Origin of the sequence: Shinella sp. HY16 (genome assembly GCF_028534175.1) — a bacterium.
Classification (GTDB): domain Bacteria; phylum Pseudomonadota; class Alphaproteobacteria; order Rhizobiales; family Rhizobiaceae; genus Shinella.
In genome coordinates this window covers 178,178-197,046 of the sequence record NZ_JAHYXL010000003.1, presented here as the reverse complement: position 1 = coordinate 197,046, position 18,869 = coordinate 178,178, and the positions used below count along the sequence as shown (strand labels likewise).

The following is an 18,869-nucleotide window of genomic DNA, read 5'->3' as shown; positions in this document are numbered from 1 at the left end:
CCGCCTGAAAGACCGAAAGGAGGGCAGATCTTGGCCCTTTATGCAATCGCCCCGCCCGCACCCCACGCCGCCCGGCGTGGGGAACCGTCCCCGGTTTCGCAAGCCACCGTCCCGCTCGCCCGCGTCAAGCAGATCGTCGCGGCGATCGTGCTCGCCTTCAGCGCCATGCTGATCTTCCTGGCGATCGACGGCCTGACGCTGCCTATGCGGCTGACCCTTGCGGTCTTCGTCGCCGCAATCACCGCCTGGACTATTCTCGATCTGCCGGATACGCCGGTGGCGTTGGCCGGCGCGGCGGTGCTGGCGGCCGTCGGCGCCATCGACGAGGACGTGCTTTACCGCTCGCTCGGCAACGATATCGTCTGGCTGATGCTGGCGGCCTTCGTCGTTGCCGGTGTGCTGCGGCAGGTCGGCGTGGTCGAACAGGTCATCGCGCGCCTGCTCGCCCGGCTCAACACCGTGCAGAGCCTGTTCTGGACGCTGACGCTCCTCATCTTCGTCACCGCCTTCGTCATTCCCTCCACCTCGGCGCGCGCCGCCATGCTGGCGCCGGTCTATCTCGGCCTGTCGGCGGCCATCGGCAACGGGCGGGTGAACCGTGCATTGGCGCTGCTCTTTCCCTCCGTCATCCTGCTGTCCGCCGGCGCATCGCTTATCGGCGCGGGCGCCCATCTCGTCGCTGCCGACATGATGAAGAAGACGGGTGGCGAAAGCCCCGACTTCCTCGGTTGGCTCGCGCTCGCCGGCCCGTTCTCCCTCCTCTGCTCGCTGATCGCCTGCGCGGCGCTGCTGCATCTCTTCCTGAACCCCGAGGAACGCAGCATGGCGCTCACCCGCCCTGCCGCGGAAGCGTCACCCACCCGCATGACACGGCGCCAGTGGACCGTGCTCGCCATCGCCGCGGCAATGGTCCTCCTTTTTGCAACGCAGCCGCTCCACGGCATCGGCATGGCGCTGATCGGCATCGCCGCCGCCCTGCTGCTGACGACCGAGCGCATCTCCGGCCTTTCCCTGAAGGCCGCGCTGAAGGGCGTCGAATGGAACCTCCTGCTGTTCCTCGCCGGCACGCTCGTCATCGGCGAGGCGCTGCTCGAGACCGGAACGGCGGCCGTGCTCGCCGAGCGGGTGGTCGGACTTGCCGGCAAGGGTATCGCGGCCTGGCCCGTCCTCGTCATCGCCTTCGCGGCAATTGCCGCGACGCTGTCGCATCTCGTCATCACCTCCCGCACGGCGCGGGCGACGGTGCTCATTCCCGCCCTCGCCCTGCCGCTCGCCGCCCTTGGCGCCGATCCCGTCGCTCTCGTCATGGTCGTCACGCTGGCGAGCGGCTTCTGCCAGACGCTGATGGTGTCGGCAAAGCCCGTGGCGCTCTTCGGCGGCATGGATCCGCCGGCCTTCGGCCAGGCCGACCTCTTCCGCCTCGCCGCCATCCTGATCGTGCCGTTCGTTGGACTCCTCGTTGTCTTCGCAACGCTGATCTGGCCCCTGCAGGGTGTACCGCTGCGCTAAACAAGCGCAACACGAGAGAAGAAGGCCGCCATTGGCGGCCTTTTTTATTTAGCCGACTAATTTTTTTCAACCCGATGGAATAGACCGCGCGCGCGCGCGTTCCTCCCCTGTCACATGGTTGTCACAGCAGAAAAGGAACGCTCCATGTCTTTCACGGTTCTTGTCGCCCCTTCCGGTTTCAAGGAAAGCCTGTCGGCGGATGAGGCAGCCGATTGCATCGCAACGGGCGTGCACCGCGCCTTCCCGAACGCCACCATCCTGAAGGCACCGATGGCCGATGGCGGGGAAGGCTTCACCAGGGCGCTCGTCAAGGCGACCGGCGGCACACTGCATAACCTCTCGGTGACCGGTCCGATCGGTGAACCGGTCGAGGCCCATTTTGGCTTCCTCGGCGGTTGCAGCGAGCCGACCGCCGTCATCGAGATGGCCGCGGCCGCGGGTCTCAGCCTCGTGCCGCGCGACCGGCGCAACCCCTGCCTCACCACAAGCTACGGCGTCGGCGAACTGGTGCGCACCGCACTCGACCGCGGCGCCCGCCGTATCCTGCTTGGCTGCGGCGACAGCGGCATCAACGATGGCGGCGCGGGCATGGCCGAGACGCTCGGCATCCGGCTGCTCGACGATACGGGCGCGCCCCTTCCCCGCGGCGGAGCAGCCCTCGCCCGCCTCGCCGCCATCGACATGGCCAACCGCGACCCGCGCCTTGACCGCGTGCGCATCGACGCGGCCGTCAACTGGCACAACCTGCTGCTCGGCGAGCGCGGCGTCGCCCGGGTCTTCGGTCCGCAGAAGGGCGCAACCCCGGCGCAAGTCGAGGTCCTTGCAAGCGCGATGGAGATCTATGCCGACGCCATCCGGCGCACGACCGGCATCGAGGTCGGCACGGCACCCGGTGCCGGCGCTTCCGGCGGGCTTGGCGCAGCGGTGCTCGGCCTTCTCGGCGGAAGGCTGCATCCCCGCTACGACATCGTCATGCAATATCTGGAACTCGATCGCTTCATGGCGACCGCTGACCTCGTCATCACCGCGGAAGGCAGCCTCGACGGACAGACGCCTTTCGGCAAGGTGCCGGCCGAGGTGGCCCACCGGGCAAAGCAGATGGGCGTGCCCGTCATCGCGCTCGCCGGCACGCTCGGCAAGGGTGTACGGCTCAATTTCGAGCACGGCATCGATGCCTTCGCCTCCATCCTCAGCCGCCCCTGCTCGCTGGAAGACGCAATTTCCGGCGCCCCGAAGCTCCTGGCCCGGGCGGCGGAAGATGCCGCACGCATGGTGATGGTCGGCATGAGCCTGCGCGATCGCCTCGACAGGGCCGCATGACGCTGGAGACGCACCACGGGACCGCACCGAGAGTATCCTGACATTGTCCACACTCTTCGCAAAGGGGCATTCCGCTTGCTTTACTTTACCGACCAGACGGTATAGTGATTTCTCGTGCTTAACGCGGTGTGGGAGGAAACACAGTGCAGCGGGATGGATTTCTGAGAACGACGGCGCTCATCGGCGCCGTCCTGTGGGGTGGCTCTGCGGCAGCGGCGGAAGTGTCGATCTTCTGCAGTTCGGCCGGGGCCGAACTCGAACTCTGCCAATCGGCCTCCGAGGCCTGGGCAAAAGAGACCGGCAACACGGTCAAGATCAACAAGATGCCGGCGAACTGGGGCGAGGCCCTGCCGCTCTACCAGCAGCTTCTCGCCGGCAAATCGGGCGACATCGACGTTCTGACGCTCGACAACATCTGGGTCGGTGCACTCGCCTCGCATCTGGTCGATCTCAAGGAAAAAGTGTCGGCAGAGGAGCTTTCGGGACATTTCGAGGCTGCGCTCGCCGACAGCACCATCGAGGGCAAGCTGCTCGCCATGCCGTGGTTCGTCGATGCCGGCCTGATGTTCTACCGCAAGGACCTGCTCGAAAAATACGGCAAGGCCGAGCCGAAGACCTGGGCGGAACTGACCGAGACGGCAAGGTCCGTCCAGGAACAGGAACGCACCGCCGGCAACAAGGACATGTGGGGCTACGTCTGGCAGGGCCGCGCCTATGAAGGCTTGACCTGCGACGCGCTCGAATGGGTCGCCTCCTATGGCGGCGGCACCTTCATCTCGCCGGACGGCGAGATCACCGCGAACAATCCGAAGGCCATCGAAGCGCTGGAACTCGCCCGCACCTGGATCGGCGGCATCAGCCCGGAAGGCGTGCTCAACTATGACGAGGAAGGTTCGCGCGGCGTCTTCGAGGCGGGCAATTCCATCTTCCACCGCAACTGGGGCTATGTCTGGGGAACCAGCCAGGCGGAAGGCTCGTCGCTGCTCGGCAAGGTCGGCGTGATGGCGCTGCCGGTCGGCGCGGAAGGCGAGAAATCCAGCGGCTGCTACGGTGCCGGCCTTCTCGGCGTCTCGAAATATGCCGACGATGTCGATGCGGCCGTCAGCCTGGTACAATACCTCACCAACGCCAAGGAACAGAAGCGCCGCGCCCTGCAGGGCTACAGCCCGACGCTGAAGGCGCTCTACCAGGATACGGAAATCCTGGAAAAGAACCCCTCGCTGCGCTTTGCCGAAAAGGCCTATGCGGAAAGCGCCTCACGGCCGTCGCAGGTCACGGGCGCCTCGTACAACCGCGTCTCGCAGCGCATCTTCAACGGCGTTCACAACGTTCTGAGCGGCAAGGAAAGCGCCGGAGACGCGCTCGCCAAGGTGAGCAGCGACCTGGAACGGCTGAAGAAGCGCGGCTGGTAACCGCCGTGGGCAATTCCGGAAGGACAGCATAGCGCCTTTGGTCCGGAGTTGCGCGAAACAGAAGCCCGAGCGTTTCGGCGGTTCGAGGAACAGTCGAAACGCTCGGGGAAACCCAAGGAAAAGACAGTGAATATCGCGATCGCACCGTGCTGCTGGGGCGTCTACTGGCCCACCGGCAACGACCTCGGCTGGACCGATTATCTCGACCGTATCGTCGCGGCCGGATACCGGCATACCGAACTCGGCCCCTACGGCTACTTCTCCACCGATCCCGCAGTGCTGTCACGCGAGCTGACCAGCCGCGGCCTCTCCGTGGTCGCAGCGGCCCATGTCCACACGCTGGCGGATGTGGGGACCGCGGACGCCCTTGCGGAACGGACGCATCAGATCTGCTCTCTGCTCACGGCTGTCGGCGGCACGCATTTCATCCTGATGGATGAATCCGAATTCTACCCGAAGGACCAGATGGGTATTGTCGACGAGGCCGGCTGGCGCACCGTCGTCGAACTGACCCTGCTCTCCGCCCGGATCGTGCGGGACTACGGCCTGCAGTTCAGCTTCCACCCGCATGTCGGCACCTGCGTCGAACATGAGGACCAGATCGATCGGCTTCTTGCGGAGACCGATCCCGATCTCGTCGGCCTCTGCCTCGATACCGGCCACCACGCCTATTGGAAAGCCGATCCGAAGGCGTTCTTCCTGCGGCACACGGCACGCATCAATGCCATCCATCTCAAGAATGTCGACGGCGCCTTCCGCGACAGGGTGCTGGCGGAGAACATCCATTGCGACCGCGCCTTCGAGGACGGCATCATGACGGATCTCGACCGCGGCGCCGTCGACATCGCCGATTTTCTCGAGACGCTGCTGGCGAGCGGCTATGACGGCCCGCTGGTCGTCGAACAGGATCTTGCGCCGAAACACCCCGAGACGCCGGAGGCGATCGCCACGCGCAACTTCACCTTCGTCTCGACCCTGCTTGCGGGACGGAGCGGCCGATGAAGACCCTGATCCACGACACGCCCGAGGCGATCGGCGCGCATCTCGCCGCCCGCATCCTCGCGGAAATCCATGCCGCCAATGCCGCCGGGCGACCTTATGTGCTCGGCTGCCCGGGCGGGCGAAGCCCGATGCCGGTCTATCAGGCGCTGGAGCGCCAGCTCGCCGCCGCGCCCGTCGATTGTTCGCATCTCGTCATCGCGATGATGGACGAATATCTGCTGCCCGGCGGCGCCGGCCTCTTTCCTCCAGCCGCCAGCGCGCACTACTCCTGCCGCGGCTTCGGCGAACGGGAGATCGTCGGTCGCATCAACCGGGCGCTGCCGGACGGCCTGCGCATGCCGAAGGCAAACTTCCGCATGCCTGCCATCGCCGAGCCGGAAGCCTATGACGGCATGCTCGCAGCTCTCGGCGGCATCGACCTGTTCCTGCTCGCCTCCGGCGCCGGCGACGGTCATATCGCCTTCAATCCACCCGGCTCCGCCCGCGAGAGCCGCACCCGCATCGTCACGCTCGCCGAGCAGACGCGGCGCGACAATCTCGCGACCTTCCCGGAATTCCGCGGTATCGAGGACGTGCCGACCCACGGTCTCACCATCGGCATCGGCTCCATCGCCGCGCTGTCCAAGGCCGTCGCGATGATCGTCTGGGGTGACGGCAAGCGCGAGGCCTTCCGCCGCCTTTCGGGCGCAGAAGCCTACGATCCGTCCTGGCCGGCGACCATTCTCGCCGAGTGCCGGAACGGCGAGCTCCACGCCGATACGGCCGCCGGAGCGCAACCATGACACGGCACGCGATCGGGGTCGATGTCGGCGGCACCAAGACGAAGGCCTGCATCGTCAGGCTTTCGGACGGCGCGGTCGTCGCCGAGCGCACTGAGGCGACGCCCTGCCAGGACGGCGGCAGCGCGGTGCTCGATCTCGTCTGCCACCTCGCGGCAACCATGCAGGATCGCGCACGCGGGCAGACCCTCGACATCGCGGCCCTCGGCATCTGCCTGCCGGAACTCGTGACACGGGACGGCGAGCCGGCCTCTGCCTGGAATTTCGACTGGCGCGGCCTCGACTACCGCACCCAGCTTGGCGCCTTCGCCCCCTTGCACATCGACAGCGACGTGCGCGCCGCCGCCTTCGCCGAGGGCTGGATGGGCGCCGGCAGGGGCGTCGATCCCTTCGTCTACGCCACCATCTCCACCGGCCTCTCCCATTCGCTGGTCATCGGCGGCACGCCCTATAAAGGCGCCCGCGGCTTCGCCATCCATTTCTCCGGCAGCGATATCGTCGCCTTTGACGGAGAGGGCCGCGCGGTGCGGCACAATCTGGAACTTTTTGCCGGCGGCAAGGCGCTCGGCGAGCGCTATGGTGCGATCACCGGGCGCCCGGATGCCTCCGCACTGGCGCTTTTCGAAGCCGAGGCGACGGACCCGCGCGCCGCGGAGATGGTCGCCAATGCACTCCTTTCGCTCGCCTCCTATCTCGGCCAGCTCATCAACACGCTCGACCCCGCCCTGCTCGTCCTTGGCGGCGGCATCGGCAGCGACCCCAAGGTGACGCCGCGGCTTGCCGCACTGACGCGCGAGTTCATCTGGGCGGACGGAGCGCGTGACATGCCGATCGTGCCGAGCCTCATCGGTGACACGGCCTGCGCCATCGGCGTGGCAGCGCTGGCAGCCCGGGCGCACGAAAAAATAGCGGAAAAGACACTCAGCAAGATGGAACGGCCATGAGCGGTATAGATCTCATCAATGTCGTCAAACGGTTCGGCGCGCTGACGGTCATCGACGGCGTCGATCTCGAGATTGCCGAGGGCGAGTTCGTCGTCTTCGTCGGCCCCTCGGGCTGCGGCAAGTCCACGCTGCTGCGCATGATCGCGGGGTTGGAGGAAATCTCCGATGGCGAGCTGCGCATCGCGGATAGCCGTATGAACGAGACGCCGCCGGCAAAACGCAACATCGCCATGGTCTTCCAGTCCTACGCGCTCTATCCGCATATGAATGTCGAACGCAATCTCGGCTTCGCCCTGGAAACCGCCCGGCTTCCCGCCGCCGAAATCCGCGAGCGCGTCACGAAGGCCGCAAAATTCCTCAAGATCGACCATCTGCTCGACCGCCGCCCCGCCCAGCTTTCCGGCGGACAGCAGCAGCGTGTCGCCATCGGTCGCGCCCTCGTGCGCCAGCAGAAGCTCTTCCTGTTCGACGAACCGCTCTCCAACCTCGATGCGGACCTGCGCATGGAGATGCGCGTGGAAATTGCCCGCATCCACCGCGAGGTGAAGGCCACCACGGTCTATGTTACCCACGACCAGATGGAGGCAATGACGCTCGCTGACCGCATCGTCGTGCTGAAGGACGGCCGCATCGCGCAGGTCGGCACCCCCATGGAGCTTTACGAGCGTCCGGCCAACCGTTTCGTCGCCAGTTTCATCGGCTCACCGCGCATGAATTTCCTCCCGGGAACGCTGGGGCGGGAAGGTGAGGAAAGCGTGCTGTCGCTATCCGGCAGAAGCTATCGCCTTCCCGCCCATGACTATGCCGGCGACGTCAGCCTCGGCATCCGCCCGGAAGACCTGGTCCTCGGTGGCGGCGAGGCAACGCTGGAGGCCGAGGTCTTGCTCGTCGAGCCGCTCGGCGGGGAATCCCTCGTCCATCTCACCGTCGGCGATGGGCGTTCGATCGTCGTCAAGGCACAGGGCAAGCCGGATATCCGGTCTGGCACCACCATCGCCGTCGGCTGGAACCACGCGCGTGCGCATCTCTTCGACAAGGAAGAGTGCACGATCAAGCCGGGGAGGATGTGACATGGCGACGGGAGCGATACGCATCGGCCTCAATGCCAAGCGGGCGCGTACGGCCTGGCTGTTCCTCGCACCGAGCCTCCTCGTGCTCTTCGCCGTGGCGCTCTGGCCGCTCGGGCGGACCTTCCTCTTCTCCTTCACCGATGCCTTCCTCACCGAACCCGACATCTACGACTATATCGGCCTCGAAAACTATTTCACGCTGTTCGAGGATCCGCTGTGGTGGCAGTCGGTCCGCAACACGCTCTATTTCACCATCATTTCGGTCTCCATCGAGACAGCGCTGGGACTTGCCATCGCGCTTTTGCTGAACGCCCACATTTCCGGCCGCGGCTTCATGCGCGCGGTCATCCTCATTCCCTGGTCCATCCCCGTCGTCGTCAGCGCGCGCATGTGGCAGTGGATGCTGCATGACCAGTTCGGCATCCTCAACCATGTGCTGAAGCTCATGGGCCTCATCGATAACGGCATCGCCTGGACGGCCAATCCCGATCTCGTGATGCCCGTCATCATCGCCGTCGACGTCTGGATCACCACGCCCTTCATGGTGCTGCTCATCCTTGCCGGCCTGCAGATGCTGCCCAAAAGCATCTACGAGGCCGCCTCGATCGACGGCGTGTCGGAATGGCGGCAGTTCACCGCGCTCACCCTGCCGCTGCTTGCGCCCAGCATCGCCGTCGCGGTGCTGTTCCGGCTGCTCGATGCGCTGCGCATGTTCGACCTCAGCTTCGTGCTGTCCTCGAACAGCGACGACACCAAGACCGTGTCGATCTACGCCCGCGAGGTGCTGGTCAATTTCCAGGACATGGGCGTCGGCTCGGCGGCAAGCGCCGCAATCTTCCTGATGATCGCCGTGGTGACGGCGATCTACGTGACCGTCTTCCGGCTCAACCGCAAGCTCCTGGGGGTGTGACATGGTGCGCAGTTCAACGGGCAGGCGCCTTCATCGCATCGCAATCTACACACTCTTTGCCGTGGTCGCGCTCTACACGCTGTTTCCCTTCTACTGGATGATCGCCTCCTCGCTGAAATCCGGCCAGGCGATCTTCGACGTCACCTTCCTGCCCGACCTGAAGTTCAACAATTACGAGGCGATCCTGTCGGACGGCGTGTTCCTGCGCAGCCTGCTAAATTCGCTCATCGTCGCCGCCTCCGTCGTGGCGCTCTCGCTGGGGCTGGCAATCGCGGCGGCCTATGCGCTGGGCCGCATCGATTTCCGCGGCCGCTCGCCGATCATGTTCCTCTTCCTCGCCGTCTCGATGTTCCCGCAGATCGCCCTGCTGTCAGGCCTCTTCGAGATGATCCGCTGGCTCGGCCTCTACAACACGCTCGGCTCGCTGATCTTCGCCTACATGATCTTCACGCTGCCCTTCAACATCTGGGTGCTGACGACCTTCATGCGCAGCCTGCCGCGACAGATCGAGGAGGCCGCCATCATGGACGGCTGCTCGCCGCTGCGCATCGTGCGCTGCATCTTCCTGCCGATGATGGGGCCGGCGCTGATCTCGACGGGCCTGCTCGCCTTCATCGCCTCGTGGAACGAGTTCCTGTTCGCGCTGACCTTCATCCTCACGGATGAAAACCGCACCGTACCGGTGGCCATCGCCCTCATTTCAGGCTCCAGCCGCTACGAGTTCCCCTATGGCGCGATCATGGCCGCGTCGACCATCGTCACCGTGCCGCTGATCGTGCTGGCACTGCTCTTCCAGAAATACATCGTTTCCGGCCTCACGGCCGGGGCGGTCAAGGGATAGGCCCCTTCCGGGGCAGAAAGGTCTTTTCCATGCGTATCGTCCGTGTCGGCCTCATCGGCCTTGGCGAGGTGAGCCAGCTCATGCACCTGCCGATCCTTGCCGATCATCGTCACCTCTTCGAGGTCGCCGGCGTCTTCGACGTCTCGCCGAGCCTCACCGCGCACTGCGCAGGCCGTTATCCGGGCGCCCGCGCGTATGAGAGCGCCGAAGCGCTGCTTGCGGCATCCGATATCGACGCCGTCTTCATCCTGACGCCCGACCAGACGCACCGCCACTATCTCGACCTGGCGCTGAAGGCCGGCAAGGACGTCTTCCTCGAAAAGCCCGCCTGCCTGACGCTCGGCGAGATCGACGACGTCCTGCCGCTTGCCGAAAAATCCGGCCGCCTCGTCTTCGTCGCCTATATGCGGCGCTATTCGGCAAGCTTCCTGAAGGCCAGGGAGATGATGCCGGCGCAGGAGGAGCTGCGCTATGTGCGCGTGCGCGACCTCATCTGTGAAGGCCCGTTCTTCATCCGCCAGACGCGCAACATCTTCTACCCCAACGACCTGGATGGCGCCTTCCTTGCACAGTCGCGCGCCGAGACCGAAGCGCTTCTGCGCGACGTCGCCGGCAAGGACGCTTCGCCCAGCCTGATGCGCGCCTACCAGGTGCTGACCGGCCTCTCCTCGCACAGCCTCTCGGCCATGCGCGAACTGATCGGCCTGCCGCACCGGGTCATCGCCGCCCATCACAAGCAGAACGGCGAGCAGATCGTCGCGCTCTTCGACTACGGCCACTTCACTGCGATCTACGAGGCGCTGATCGACAATGTCGCGCGTTTCGACGCCCGCATCGAGGTCTATTCCGACCGCCGCCGTCTCAGCTTCGGCTATGACACGCCGTACATCCGCAACCTGCCGACATCGCTGGAGGTCACGGACTCGACCGACACGGAAACAGAAACCCGCACCTTCGGCCCGAACTATACCGACCCCTTCGCCATCGAACTGCGCGCCTTCCACGACCATCTCGTGAACGGCACGGCGCCGAAGACGACACTCGGCGACTCCCGCCAGGACCTTGCTTTGATGGCGGAAATCGTCGGTCGCCTGCGCGAAAGTTCGTCGCTATAGCGGGAAGACCAGCAACAGCATCGAGGTTCGACATGGCAAGACGTGGCACCGCCCGGGAACGCATTCTCAGCGCCGCTGAGGAAATCATCGTCAAGGAAGGCGTTTCCTCGCTCACTTTCGACAAGGTGGCGGAGGTGACCGGGCTTTCGAAGGGCGGCATCCTCTATCACTTCGCCAGCAAGGATGCGCTGGTGCGCGCCATGGTCGAACGCTTCGTCTATCGCTTCGAGACCGGTCTTTCCGGCCTCGAAGGTGAGGACGAGGAACCGCATGGCCGCTACACCCGCGCTTATGTGAAGGCCACCATGGGCGGGGCCGCCAGCACCGGCGACCAGTACGACCGTCTCGGCGCCAGCATCACCGCAGCGCTGTCGAACTTTCCCGACCTGCTCGAAATCGTCCACCAGCAGAACATCCGTTGCCAGGCTTCCGTCGAAGCGGACGGCCTGGACCCGGTCGAAGCGACGATCATCCGCCTCGCCATCGAGGGCATGTGGATGGCCGAAGTGTTCAACGTCATGCATCTCGACCCCGCCACGAAACAGGCCGTCATCGACCGGCTGATCGCGCGCACGCGCCCGGCGGGCGCCGCCCCCTAGCTTTCCATATCATGAAGAGGAGTTTTCCATGGGCTACAAGCCGTCCCCCCGCCCCGTCTTCGACCGGCCAAGCCACATTCCCTATGCCGGCGTGACACGCCATCTTTGGGGCGAGGAGAATGCCGGCCTCGTCGACGACTGGATCTATGCCTCGACGGACAACATCCACCAGATCGTCTTCGGCATGCAGCCCGGCGGCTGCTTCAAACACACCGATGCCTTCCGCACTATTTTTGGCGCCGACGAGCTGCTCTATGTGATCAGCGGCACGCTGGGGCTCGCCAATCCGGAAACAGGCGAAGTCTGCATCGCCAAACAGGGCGAAGCACTGTTCTTCCGTAAGGACACCTGGCATCACGGTTTCAATCTCGGCGAGGAGCAGGTCCGCGTTCTCGAATTCTTTGCGCCGCCGCCGGCCAAGGGCACGTCGGGCCCCTATGCCCGCACCAAGCCGCTGCTATCGGAAAACCGCTACATCCAGGACGAATTCCTCGGTCGCTGGCCAATGGAGGCGGCGGCGCAGGAGAAGGCCCGCACCATCCATCCCAAGCGCGATGCCGACATGCTCTGGAGCCTCGATGCCGCAACGCAAGGCGCCTATACCGGGTTCTACTGCGCGACGGACCAGCTGACGGTCGGCAAGACGACGGTGCTCGGCGGCAAGCGCACCCGCATCGAACGCCACAAGGGCGACGAATGCCTGTATGTCGTTTCCGGCGTGCTCAACATCCATATCCCGGATGCCGAGGGCCAGGCCTGGTTCGAACTCAACCCGCGCGACGGCTTCTACATCCCCGCCGGGTTCGACCACCAGTATTTCAACATGTCGCACACGCCTTGCGAATTCGTCTTCGGCGTGGCGCCGGATTTCTGATCTGAAAATGGGCTCTCGAAAACCGGGAGCCCTTTTTGTTTCAGCCTTCGAACACCATCAGCGTGTCGCCAGCCTGAAGGTAGTCACCTTCCTTGACGCGCAGGCGAAGTCGGCCGGCCTTGGGGGCGAGGACCTGCGTTTCCATCTTCATCGCTTCCATGACAGCCACAAGGTCGCCTTCCGCGACGGTGGCGCCATCGGCGATCTTGAACGCCTGCAGCGTGCCGGAAACCGGAGCGGCGATGCCGTCCTCGGCAGGGCGCCCGCCCTTGCCTGCGGCCGATCCAGCGCCCTGCCCTGCAGCGCCGAGGCCGGCGAGCAGCAGGCTCGGAAGGGCGAGCGACACGCGCTTGCCGTCGATTTCGAAGTGGGTGCGGACCAGCGTCGGGTCTTCGGCCGGCTCCGGCCGGGCCATGGCCTCCGGCATGGCGGCGAAATCGGTCTCGATCCAGCGCGTATGCACCTTGAAACCGTCCGTGCCGATGAAATCCGCCGTGTCGATGGCGGCACGGTGGAACGGCAGGACCGTCGCGACACCCTCGATGCGAAACTCCTTCAGCGCACGGCGGGCGCGGCGAAGGGCCTCGTCGCGCGTCGCACCGGTCACGATCAGCTTGGCGACCAGCGAATCGAAGACACCGGGTACGGTGGAGCCGCTGACGACGCCGCTGTCGAGGCGCACGCCCGGGCCGGAGGGCGGATCGAAGACCGTGATGGCGCCCGGCGTCGGCAGGAAGCCGCGGCCGGGGTCTTCCGCGTTGATACGGAACTCGATGGAGTGGCCGCGCGGTTCCGGCGTTTCCAGCACACGCAACGGCAGCCCTTCGGCGATGCGGAACTGTTCGATGACGAGATCGATACCGGTCGTCTCTTCCGTGACAGGATGCTCGACCTGGAGACGGGTGTTCACCTCCAGGAAGGAGATCGTGCCGTCGACGCCGAGCAGGAACTCGACGGTACCGGCGCCGGAGTAACCGGCGGCGGCGCAGATCGCCTTTGCGGAGGTGTGGATCTTCTGGCGCTGTTCGTCCGAGAGGAAGGGCGCCGGCGCCTCCTCGATGAGTTTCTGGTTGCGGCGCTGGGCCGAGCAGTCGCGGGTGCCGAGCACCAACACGTTGCCGTGCTTGTCGGCGATGACCTGCGCCTCGATGTGGCGCGGCCGGTCGAGGAAGCGCTCGAGGAAACACTCCCCACGCCCGAAGGCCGCCGTTGCCTCGCGCACGGCGGATTCGTAGAGGTCCGCAACCTCCTCCATCTTCCAGGCCACCTTGAGGCCGCGCCCGCCGCCGCCATGCGCGGCCTTGATGGCGACCGGCAGGCCATGCAGCTCCGCAAAGGCGACGACCTCGGCTGCAGAGGACACCGGGCCATCGCTGCCGGCGACCAGCGGTGCGCCGACGCTTTGCGCGATACGCCGTGCCTCGACCTTGTCGCCGAGCGCTTCAATGACGGACGGATCGGGGCCGATCCAGATGAGGCCCGCGCCCTGCACGGCCCGTGCGAATTCGGCACGCTCGGAGAGAAAACCGTAACCGGGATGAACTGCATCCGCGCCTGCACGTTTTGCGACAGCGATCAACTTCTCGATATCGAGATAAGTTTCCGCCGGACGCACGCCACCGAGCCCATAGGCTTCGTCAGCGAGGCGCACGAACAGCGCGTCCGCATCCGGATCCGCATAGACGGCCACGGACTGGAGGCCATGGTCCTGGCAGGCGCGCGCGATGCGCACGGCGATCTCGCCACGATTGGCAATCAGCACTTTCTTCATGGCGGTTCTCCTAGCGGGTCGCGGTAATGTCGGCGAAGGGGCCGATCGGGCGGAAACGGATTTTTGCATTGATCGGGATCTGGCCGGCGAGGTCCAGATGGTATTCGGCGACGGCACCGATGACGGGATAGCCGCCAGTCAGCGGATGGTCAGCGAGGAAGAGCACCGGCTGGCCGCTGTGCGGCACCTGGATGGCGCCCGTCGCCGTGCCTTCGCTCGGCAGCTCCGCACTGTCCTTGCGCTCCAGCGGCACCTCGCCGGCAAGGCGGATGCCGACGCGGCTCGATTGCGGCGTCACCTGCCAGAGCTGGCTCGTCAGCGTCTCGATGCCCTTCTGCGTGAACCAGTCCGTTCGCGGGCCGAGCACCACGTCGAGCACCACCACATCACCGGCCGAGGGCAACCCGAAAGCGGGAAGCTCATCGGGCGAAACGCTCGCCAGCCCATCCTTGCGGCCACCAAGCGCGAGCACCGTCCCGGCCGTGACCGGCTCGGGGCCGACGACGGCCAGCGTGTCGGTAGCCGCACTGCCGAGGATCGACGCGACATCGAAGCCGCCGCGCACGGCAAGATAGGCCCGCATGCCCGCCTTCGGATGGCCGATCGTCACGACGTCGCCCGGCTCCAGCGCGATAGGCTGCAGAATCGAAAAGTCTTGGGCGCGGCCGTCCACATCGCGGACTGTCACGGGACAGGCGGCACCGGCAAGACCGATCACGGCGCGCACATTGCTTTCGAAGGAGAAGCCGCCGAGGGTGAGTTCGAGCGCCGGCGTGTTGGCCGGATTGCCGACAACGCGGCCCGCGGCGTTGAACGCGCCGCGATCCAGTGCGCCGGAGGCGGAAACACCCTGCCCCGTCTGGCCGAAGCGGCCAAGATCCTGGAAGAGAGCCGGCATCGGTGCGGCCAGAACCCTGAACTGCGGCGCATCCGCCACGACGGTGCGATCCGCCTTGGCGGTCGGTACGGGAAGGCTGACCGTCCGGCCCGTTGCCTCCATATCGAAGAAGCGCACACGATAGCCGGGCTGGAACAGTGCACCAGGCTCGCGATCGATGTCCCACATCTTGACCGGCGTCGTGCCGATGATCTGCCAGCCGCCGGGGCTTGCCTGCGGGTAGACGCCGCTGAAGGCGCCGGCAAGGGCGACCGAGCCGGCCGGAATGCGGGTGCGCGGGCTCTTGCGGCGCGGGACATGCAAGGCCGGATCGCCGCCGACGAGATAGCCGAAACCCGGCGCAAAGCCGCAGAACGCCACGGTGAATTCGCTTTCCGTATGCCGGCGGACGACCTCCTCGACACTGAGGCCGGTCAGCTCCGCAACATCGCGCAGGTCTTCGCCGTCATACCGCACGGGAATTTCGACCAGATGCTCCGACGGTGCGATCTTGGCAGAAAGGTCGCGAATGCCGATCCGGGCTGCAAGATCCGCCGCAGCCACCTTTTCCGGGCGGAAGCGGATCATCAGCGTGCGCGCGGCCGGCACCATTTCCTCGATACCATCGATGGGATCGGCCTGGAGTGCAGCAAAGAGAGCGAGCGTCTCGTCGAGATCGGCGAGCTCGACGAGGATGGTGGTCAGGCTGACGGGAAGAAAGCGCATCGAACCCTCACGCGTGATAGGCGGAATCGGGGATATCGGTGATGAACATGTGGCCCGGCGCATGGGTGATGGCAAAGGGCACGCCCGATGCCATCACGGCCGCCTGCGGAGTGACGCCGCAGGCCCAGAAGACCGGCACCTCGCCGGGCTCGATGCGCACCGCATCGCCGAAATCAGGCTTTGCGAGGTCGCTGATGCCGATGTCCTCGGGTGCACCGACATGAACCGGCGCGCCGTGCACCGCCGGGAAGCGGCCGGATATGGTGGCGGCGTCGGCAACGCGCGCGGCCGGGATCGGCCGCATGGAGACGACCATGTTGCCCTTGAGGCGGCCGGCGGGCCGGCAGGCCTTGTTGGTCAGGTACATCGGCACGTTGGTCTTGTCCGTCATGTGGCGGATCTCGATGCCGGCCTCGACCATCGGCGTTTCAAAGGTGAAGGAACAGCCGATGAGGAAGGCGACGAGATCGTCGCGCTCCGCCCAGGCCGCCGACGCGTCCGGCGTTTCCTCGGCAAGCTTGCCGTCACGCCAGATGCGATAGAGCGGCAGGTCGGTGCGCAGGTCCGCGCCGGGCGCCAAAAGCGTCGTCGGCGAGCCGGGGTCGGAGACATCGAGCACCGGGCATGGTTTGGGATTGCGCTGCGCGTAGAGCAGGAAATCGAACGCCCAGTCGCGCGGCAGTACGATCATGTTGGCCTGTGTAAAGCCCGGTGCAATGCCGGAAGTGGGCGCAACGAGCCCATCACGGTAGGTGGACCGCGCTTTGCGGGCGGCCGTGGCGTCGGCATGATCCAGGAAGGCGGTCGGGATCGTCATGGCCGCTCCTTACGTCTTGTCAGCGAAGGAGCGGATGGCGATGCCTTCCGCCTCGAAGCGGCGGCGGATCCCCTCTGCAATCGCCACCGCGCCGGGGCTGTCGCCGTGCACGCAGATCGACTGCGCCTCGATGCGGATCGTGCTGCCGTCGATGGCTTCCAGCGTGCCCTCGCGGGCGAGCTGCACCATGCGGTCGGCGATTGTCGCCTCGTCGTGCAGCACGGCACCCGGCTCGCGGCGCGAGACGAGCTCGCCCTTCGGCGTATAGGCGCGGTCGGCGAAGGCTTCGGCGACGACGGCAAGGCCGGCCTTGCGGGCGAGATCGAGGATTGGCGCATTGGCAAGGCCCATCAGGATCAGCGAGGCATCGACCGCCTTGATGCCGTCGATAACGGCCTGGCCCTGCCTGGCATCATAGGCGATGCGGTTGTAGAGCGCGCCATGCGGCTTGACGTACCGCACGGTGGTGCCGGCCGCAGCGGCGACGCCCTTGATCGCGCCAATCTGGTAGATCACGTCGGCGATCAGCTCCTCGGGCGTGGCGTCGAGGTCGCGTCGGCCGAAGCCGACGCGATCGGGATAGGAGACATGGGCGCCGATGACGACACCGTTTTTCGCGGCAGCCTGCACCGTGCGGTAGATGCCCGCCGGGTCGCCCGCATGGAAACCACAAGCGATGTTGGCGGAGGAGACAACAGCGAGCATCGCCGCATCATCGCCCATGCGCCACGCACCGTAGCTCTCACCGAGATCGCTGTTGAGGTCGATCGCTGCCATTGTTTCCTCTCCCTTTCTTGAGTTTTGCCGCTGTTCCGAACGCAAAACCGCTTCGCACGTTTGCTGGAATAGCTCTAGAGACCAAGCAGTCCGAAGATCGTGCCGGCCGACTTGTAGCCCATATACCATGTCAACAGGCAGACCAGGACGCCAAGGGCGAGCAGCCAGCGCGGATAGTGGTAGCCCCCCATCAGGTCCTCGCGCTTCCAGGCGGCAAAGAGGAAGATGCTGAGGCCGATCGGCAGGATGAGGCCGTTGAGACCTCCGACGAAGACCAGCATGGCCGCCGGTGGCGTGGTGATCAGCAGGTAGGAGACCAGCGAGATGGCGATGAAGACGACCGTGGCCATATTGCGGGCGTGTTCGCTGATATCCTGCTTGAAGACGGTGATGAACGAAACCGAGGTATAGGCCGCGCCGATGACGCTGGTGATGGCCGCTGCCCAGAAGATGATGCCGAAGAGGCGCAGACCGACATCGCCTGCTGCCGCCTGGAAGGCCTGGGCGGCCGGGTTGGCGGCCTGGCTCGCCGTGTCGATGACGACGCCACTGGCGACGACGCCGAGGATGGCGAGGAAGAGGACGTAGCGCATGAGACCGGTCACGGCGATGCCGGTGAGCGCGGCGCGGGTGACAGCCGGCAGGTGCTCCTGGCCGACCATGCCGCGGTCGAGCAGGCGGTGTGCGCCGGAATAGGTGATGTAGCCGCCGACCGTGCCGCCGACGATGGTGGTGATCGTGGCGAAGTCGATCGTGTCGGGCAGGACGGTCTGGAACAGCGCGTCGCCGACCGGCGGGCCGGACACGAAGGCGACGTAGAGCGTCAGCACGATCATCAGGATGCCGGCGAAGATGATGAAGCGGTCGACCGCAAGGCCGGCGCGCTTTGACAGGAAGATGCCGATCGAGAATACGGCGCTGATCGCTCCGCCGATCTTCGGATCGAGACCAAAGACCGCATTGAGGCCGAGGCCGGTGCCGCCGATATTGCCGATGTTGAAGAACAGGCCACCGACGATGACGAGGATGGCCAGAAGATAGCCGGAGCCGGGAATGGCGGCATTGGCGACGTCGGAAGCGCGCATGCGCGTGAGCGTCACGATGCGCCAGATGTTCAGCTGCACGACGAAGTCGATGAGGATGGAGGCGAGGATGCCGAAGGCGAAGGCAGCGCCAAGCTTCGTGGTGAAAGTCGCCGTCTGGGTGATGAAGCCCGGGCCGATGGCGGAGGTCGCCATCAGGAAGATCGCGGCGATCAGCGCCGAGCGACGGGATTTGACGGTTTGAAGGCCCTGCGCGACCACACTCTGGCCGGCAGGCACAGCAGCATTCTGTTCCATGAGATTTCTCCGCTCTCACGCACCCGCCCCTCGCGAGTGGTTCATCGTTAAATGATGAACCGCTACACAAAAATGTCAAGATTGTTCAACAATATTTCCATATCGTTCCTTATTCCTGCCGTTTTACCAATCACATAGCACTGGATTCGCCACACTTTTCGGCCCCATCGCTCACCCATTCATGCT

17 protein-coding genes are annotated in these 18,869 nt (G+C 65.5%); 12 read left to right on the top strand and 5 right to left on the bottom strand.

From position 1 onward, the window contains the following. Nucleotides 1-30 precede the first annotated feature (30 nt). The 12 genes from K0P03_RS27355 to K0P03_RS27300 all read left to right on the top strand — a co-directional run bounded on the left by K0P03_RS27355 (nt 31) and on the right by K0P03_RS27300 (nt 12,375). Nucleotides 31-1,509 carry an SLC13 family permease gene (locus tag K0P03_RS27355; RefSeq protein WP_272791210.1) on the top strand — a complete coding sequence of 493 codons (1,479 nt, stop codon included), beginning with the start codon at nt 31-33 and terminating at the stop codon, nt 1,507-1,509. A gap of 144 nt (nt 1,510-1,653) precedes the next feature. Then, on the top strand, nt 1,654-2,829 hold the full coding sequence (locus tag K0P03_RS27350) for a glycerate kinase family protein (protein ID WP_272791209.1): 1,176 nt from the start codon (nt 1,654-1,656) through the stop codon (nt 2,827-2,829). A 143-nt stretch (nt 2,830-2,972) separates the two neighbouring features. Then, nucleotides 2,973-4,241, top strand: coding sequence for an ABC transporter substrate-binding protein (locus K0P03_RS27345; RefSeq protein ID WP_272791208.1), 1,269 nt, complete (start codon nt 2,973-2,975; stop codon nt 4,239-4,241). 126 nt (nt 4,242-4,367) lie between these two features. After that, a complete protein-coding gene (locus K0P03_RS27340) occupies nt 4,368-5,243 on the top strand; it encodes a sugar phosphate isomerase/epimerase family protein (protein WP_272791207.1) in 876 nt (291 codons plus the stop codon). Next, nucleotides 5,240-6,025, top strand: coding sequence for a 6-phosphogluconolactonase (locus K0P03_RS27335; protein ID WP_272791206.1), 786 nt, complete (start codon nt 5,240-5,242; stop codon nt 6,023-6,025). Before K0P03_RS27340 ends, K0P03_RS27335 begins: the two co-directional genes overlap by 4 nt. Then, entirely contained in the window at nt 6,022-6,966 is a 945-nt protein-coding gene (locus K0P03_RS27330; RefSeq protein WP_272791205.1) for an ROK family protein, read from the top strand. The genes K0P03_RS27335 and K0P03_RS27330 overlap by 4 nt, the downstream gene beginning before the upstream one ends. Continuing rightward, nucleotides 6,963-8,036: an ABC transporter ATP-binding protein gene (locus K0P03_RS27325; RefSeq protein WP_272791204.1), complete on the top strand. Its 1,074-nt coding sequence runs from the start codon at nt 6,963-6,965 to the stop codon at nt 8,034-8,036. Before K0P03_RS27330 ends, K0P03_RS27325 begins: the two co-directional genes overlap by 4 nt. A gap of 1 nt (nt 8,037) precedes the next feature. Further along, the gene (locus K0P03_RS27320) at nt 8,038-8,946 is read left to right on the top strand and encodes a carbohydrate ABC transporter permease (protein WP_272791203.1); all 909 of its coding nucleotides are present in this window, start codon (nt 8,038-8,040) and stop codon (nt 8,944-8,946) included. A 1-nt stretch (nt 8,947) separates the two neighbouring features. Further along, on the top strand, nt 8,948-9,787 hold the full coding sequence (locus K0P03_RS27315) for a carbohydrate ABC transporter permease (RefSeq protein WP_023514796.1): 840 nt from the start codon (nt 8,948-8,950) through the stop codon (nt 9,785-9,787). 29 nt (nt 9,788-9,816) lie between these two features. Continuing rightward, entirely contained in the window at nt 9,817-10,902 is a 1,086-nt protein-coding gene (locus K0P03_RS27310) for a Gfo/Idh/MocA family protein (RefSeq protein WP_272791202.1), read from the top strand. 32 nt (nt 10,903-10,934) lie between these two features. Beyond that, nucleotides 10,935-11,501 carry a TetR/AcrR family transcriptional regulator gene (locus K0P03_RS27305; protein ID WP_050744809.1) on the top strand — a complete coding sequence of 189 codons (567 nt, stop codon included), beginning with the start codon at nt 10,935-10,937 and terminating at the stop codon, nt 11,499-11,501. 28 nt (nt 11,502-11,529) lie between these two features. Further along, nucleotides 11,530-12,375, top strand: a complete 846-nt coding sequence (locus K0P03_RS27300; protein ID WP_023514793.1) for a cupin domain-containing protein — start codon at nt 11,530-11,532, stop codon at nt 12,373-12,375. Nucleotides 12,376-12,415: 40 nt separating this feature from the next. Here the strand turns inward: K0P03_RS27300 and K0P03_RS27295 are convergent, their stop codons facing one another. The 5 genes from K0P03_RS27295 to K0P03_RS27275 form a co-directional block, all read right to left on the bottom strand. Next, nucleotides 12,416-14,146, bottom strand: coding sequence for an acetyl/propionyl/methylcrotonyl-CoA carboxylase subunit alpha (locus K0P03_RS27295; protein WP_272791201.1), 1,731 nt, complete (start codon nt 14,144-14,146; stop codon nt 12,416-12,418). A 10-nt stretch (nt 14,147-14,156) separates the two neighbouring features. Next, nucleotides 14,157-15,749, bottom strand: a complete 1,593-nt coding sequence (locus tag K0P03_RS27290) for a 5-oxoprolinase/urea amidolyase family protein (RefSeq protein WP_272791200.1) — start codon at nt 15,747-15,749, stop codon at nt 14,157-14,159. A gap of 7 nt (nt 15,750-15,756) precedes the next feature. After that, entirely contained in the window at nt 15,757-16,566 is an 810-nt protein-coding gene (locus K0P03_RS27285) for a putative hydro-lyase (RefSeq protein WP_050744806.1), read from the bottom strand. Nucleotides 16,567-16,575: 9 nt separating this feature from the next. Continuing rightward, nucleotides 16,576-17,343 carry a LamB/YcsF family protein gene (locus K0P03_RS27280; RefSeq protein ID WP_272791199.1) on the bottom strand — a complete coding sequence of 256 codons (768 nt, stop codon included), beginning with the start codon at nt 17,341-17,343 and terminating at the stop codon, nt 16,576-16,578. A 74-nt stretch (nt 17,344-17,417) separates the two neighbouring features. Then, nucleotides 17,418-18,683, bottom strand: a complete 1,266-nt coding sequence (locus tag K0P03_RS27275; protein WP_023514788.1) for an NRAMP family divalent metal transporter — start codon at nt 18,681-18,683, stop codon at nt 17,418-17,420. Nucleotides 18,684-18,869 lie beyond the last annotated feature (186 nt).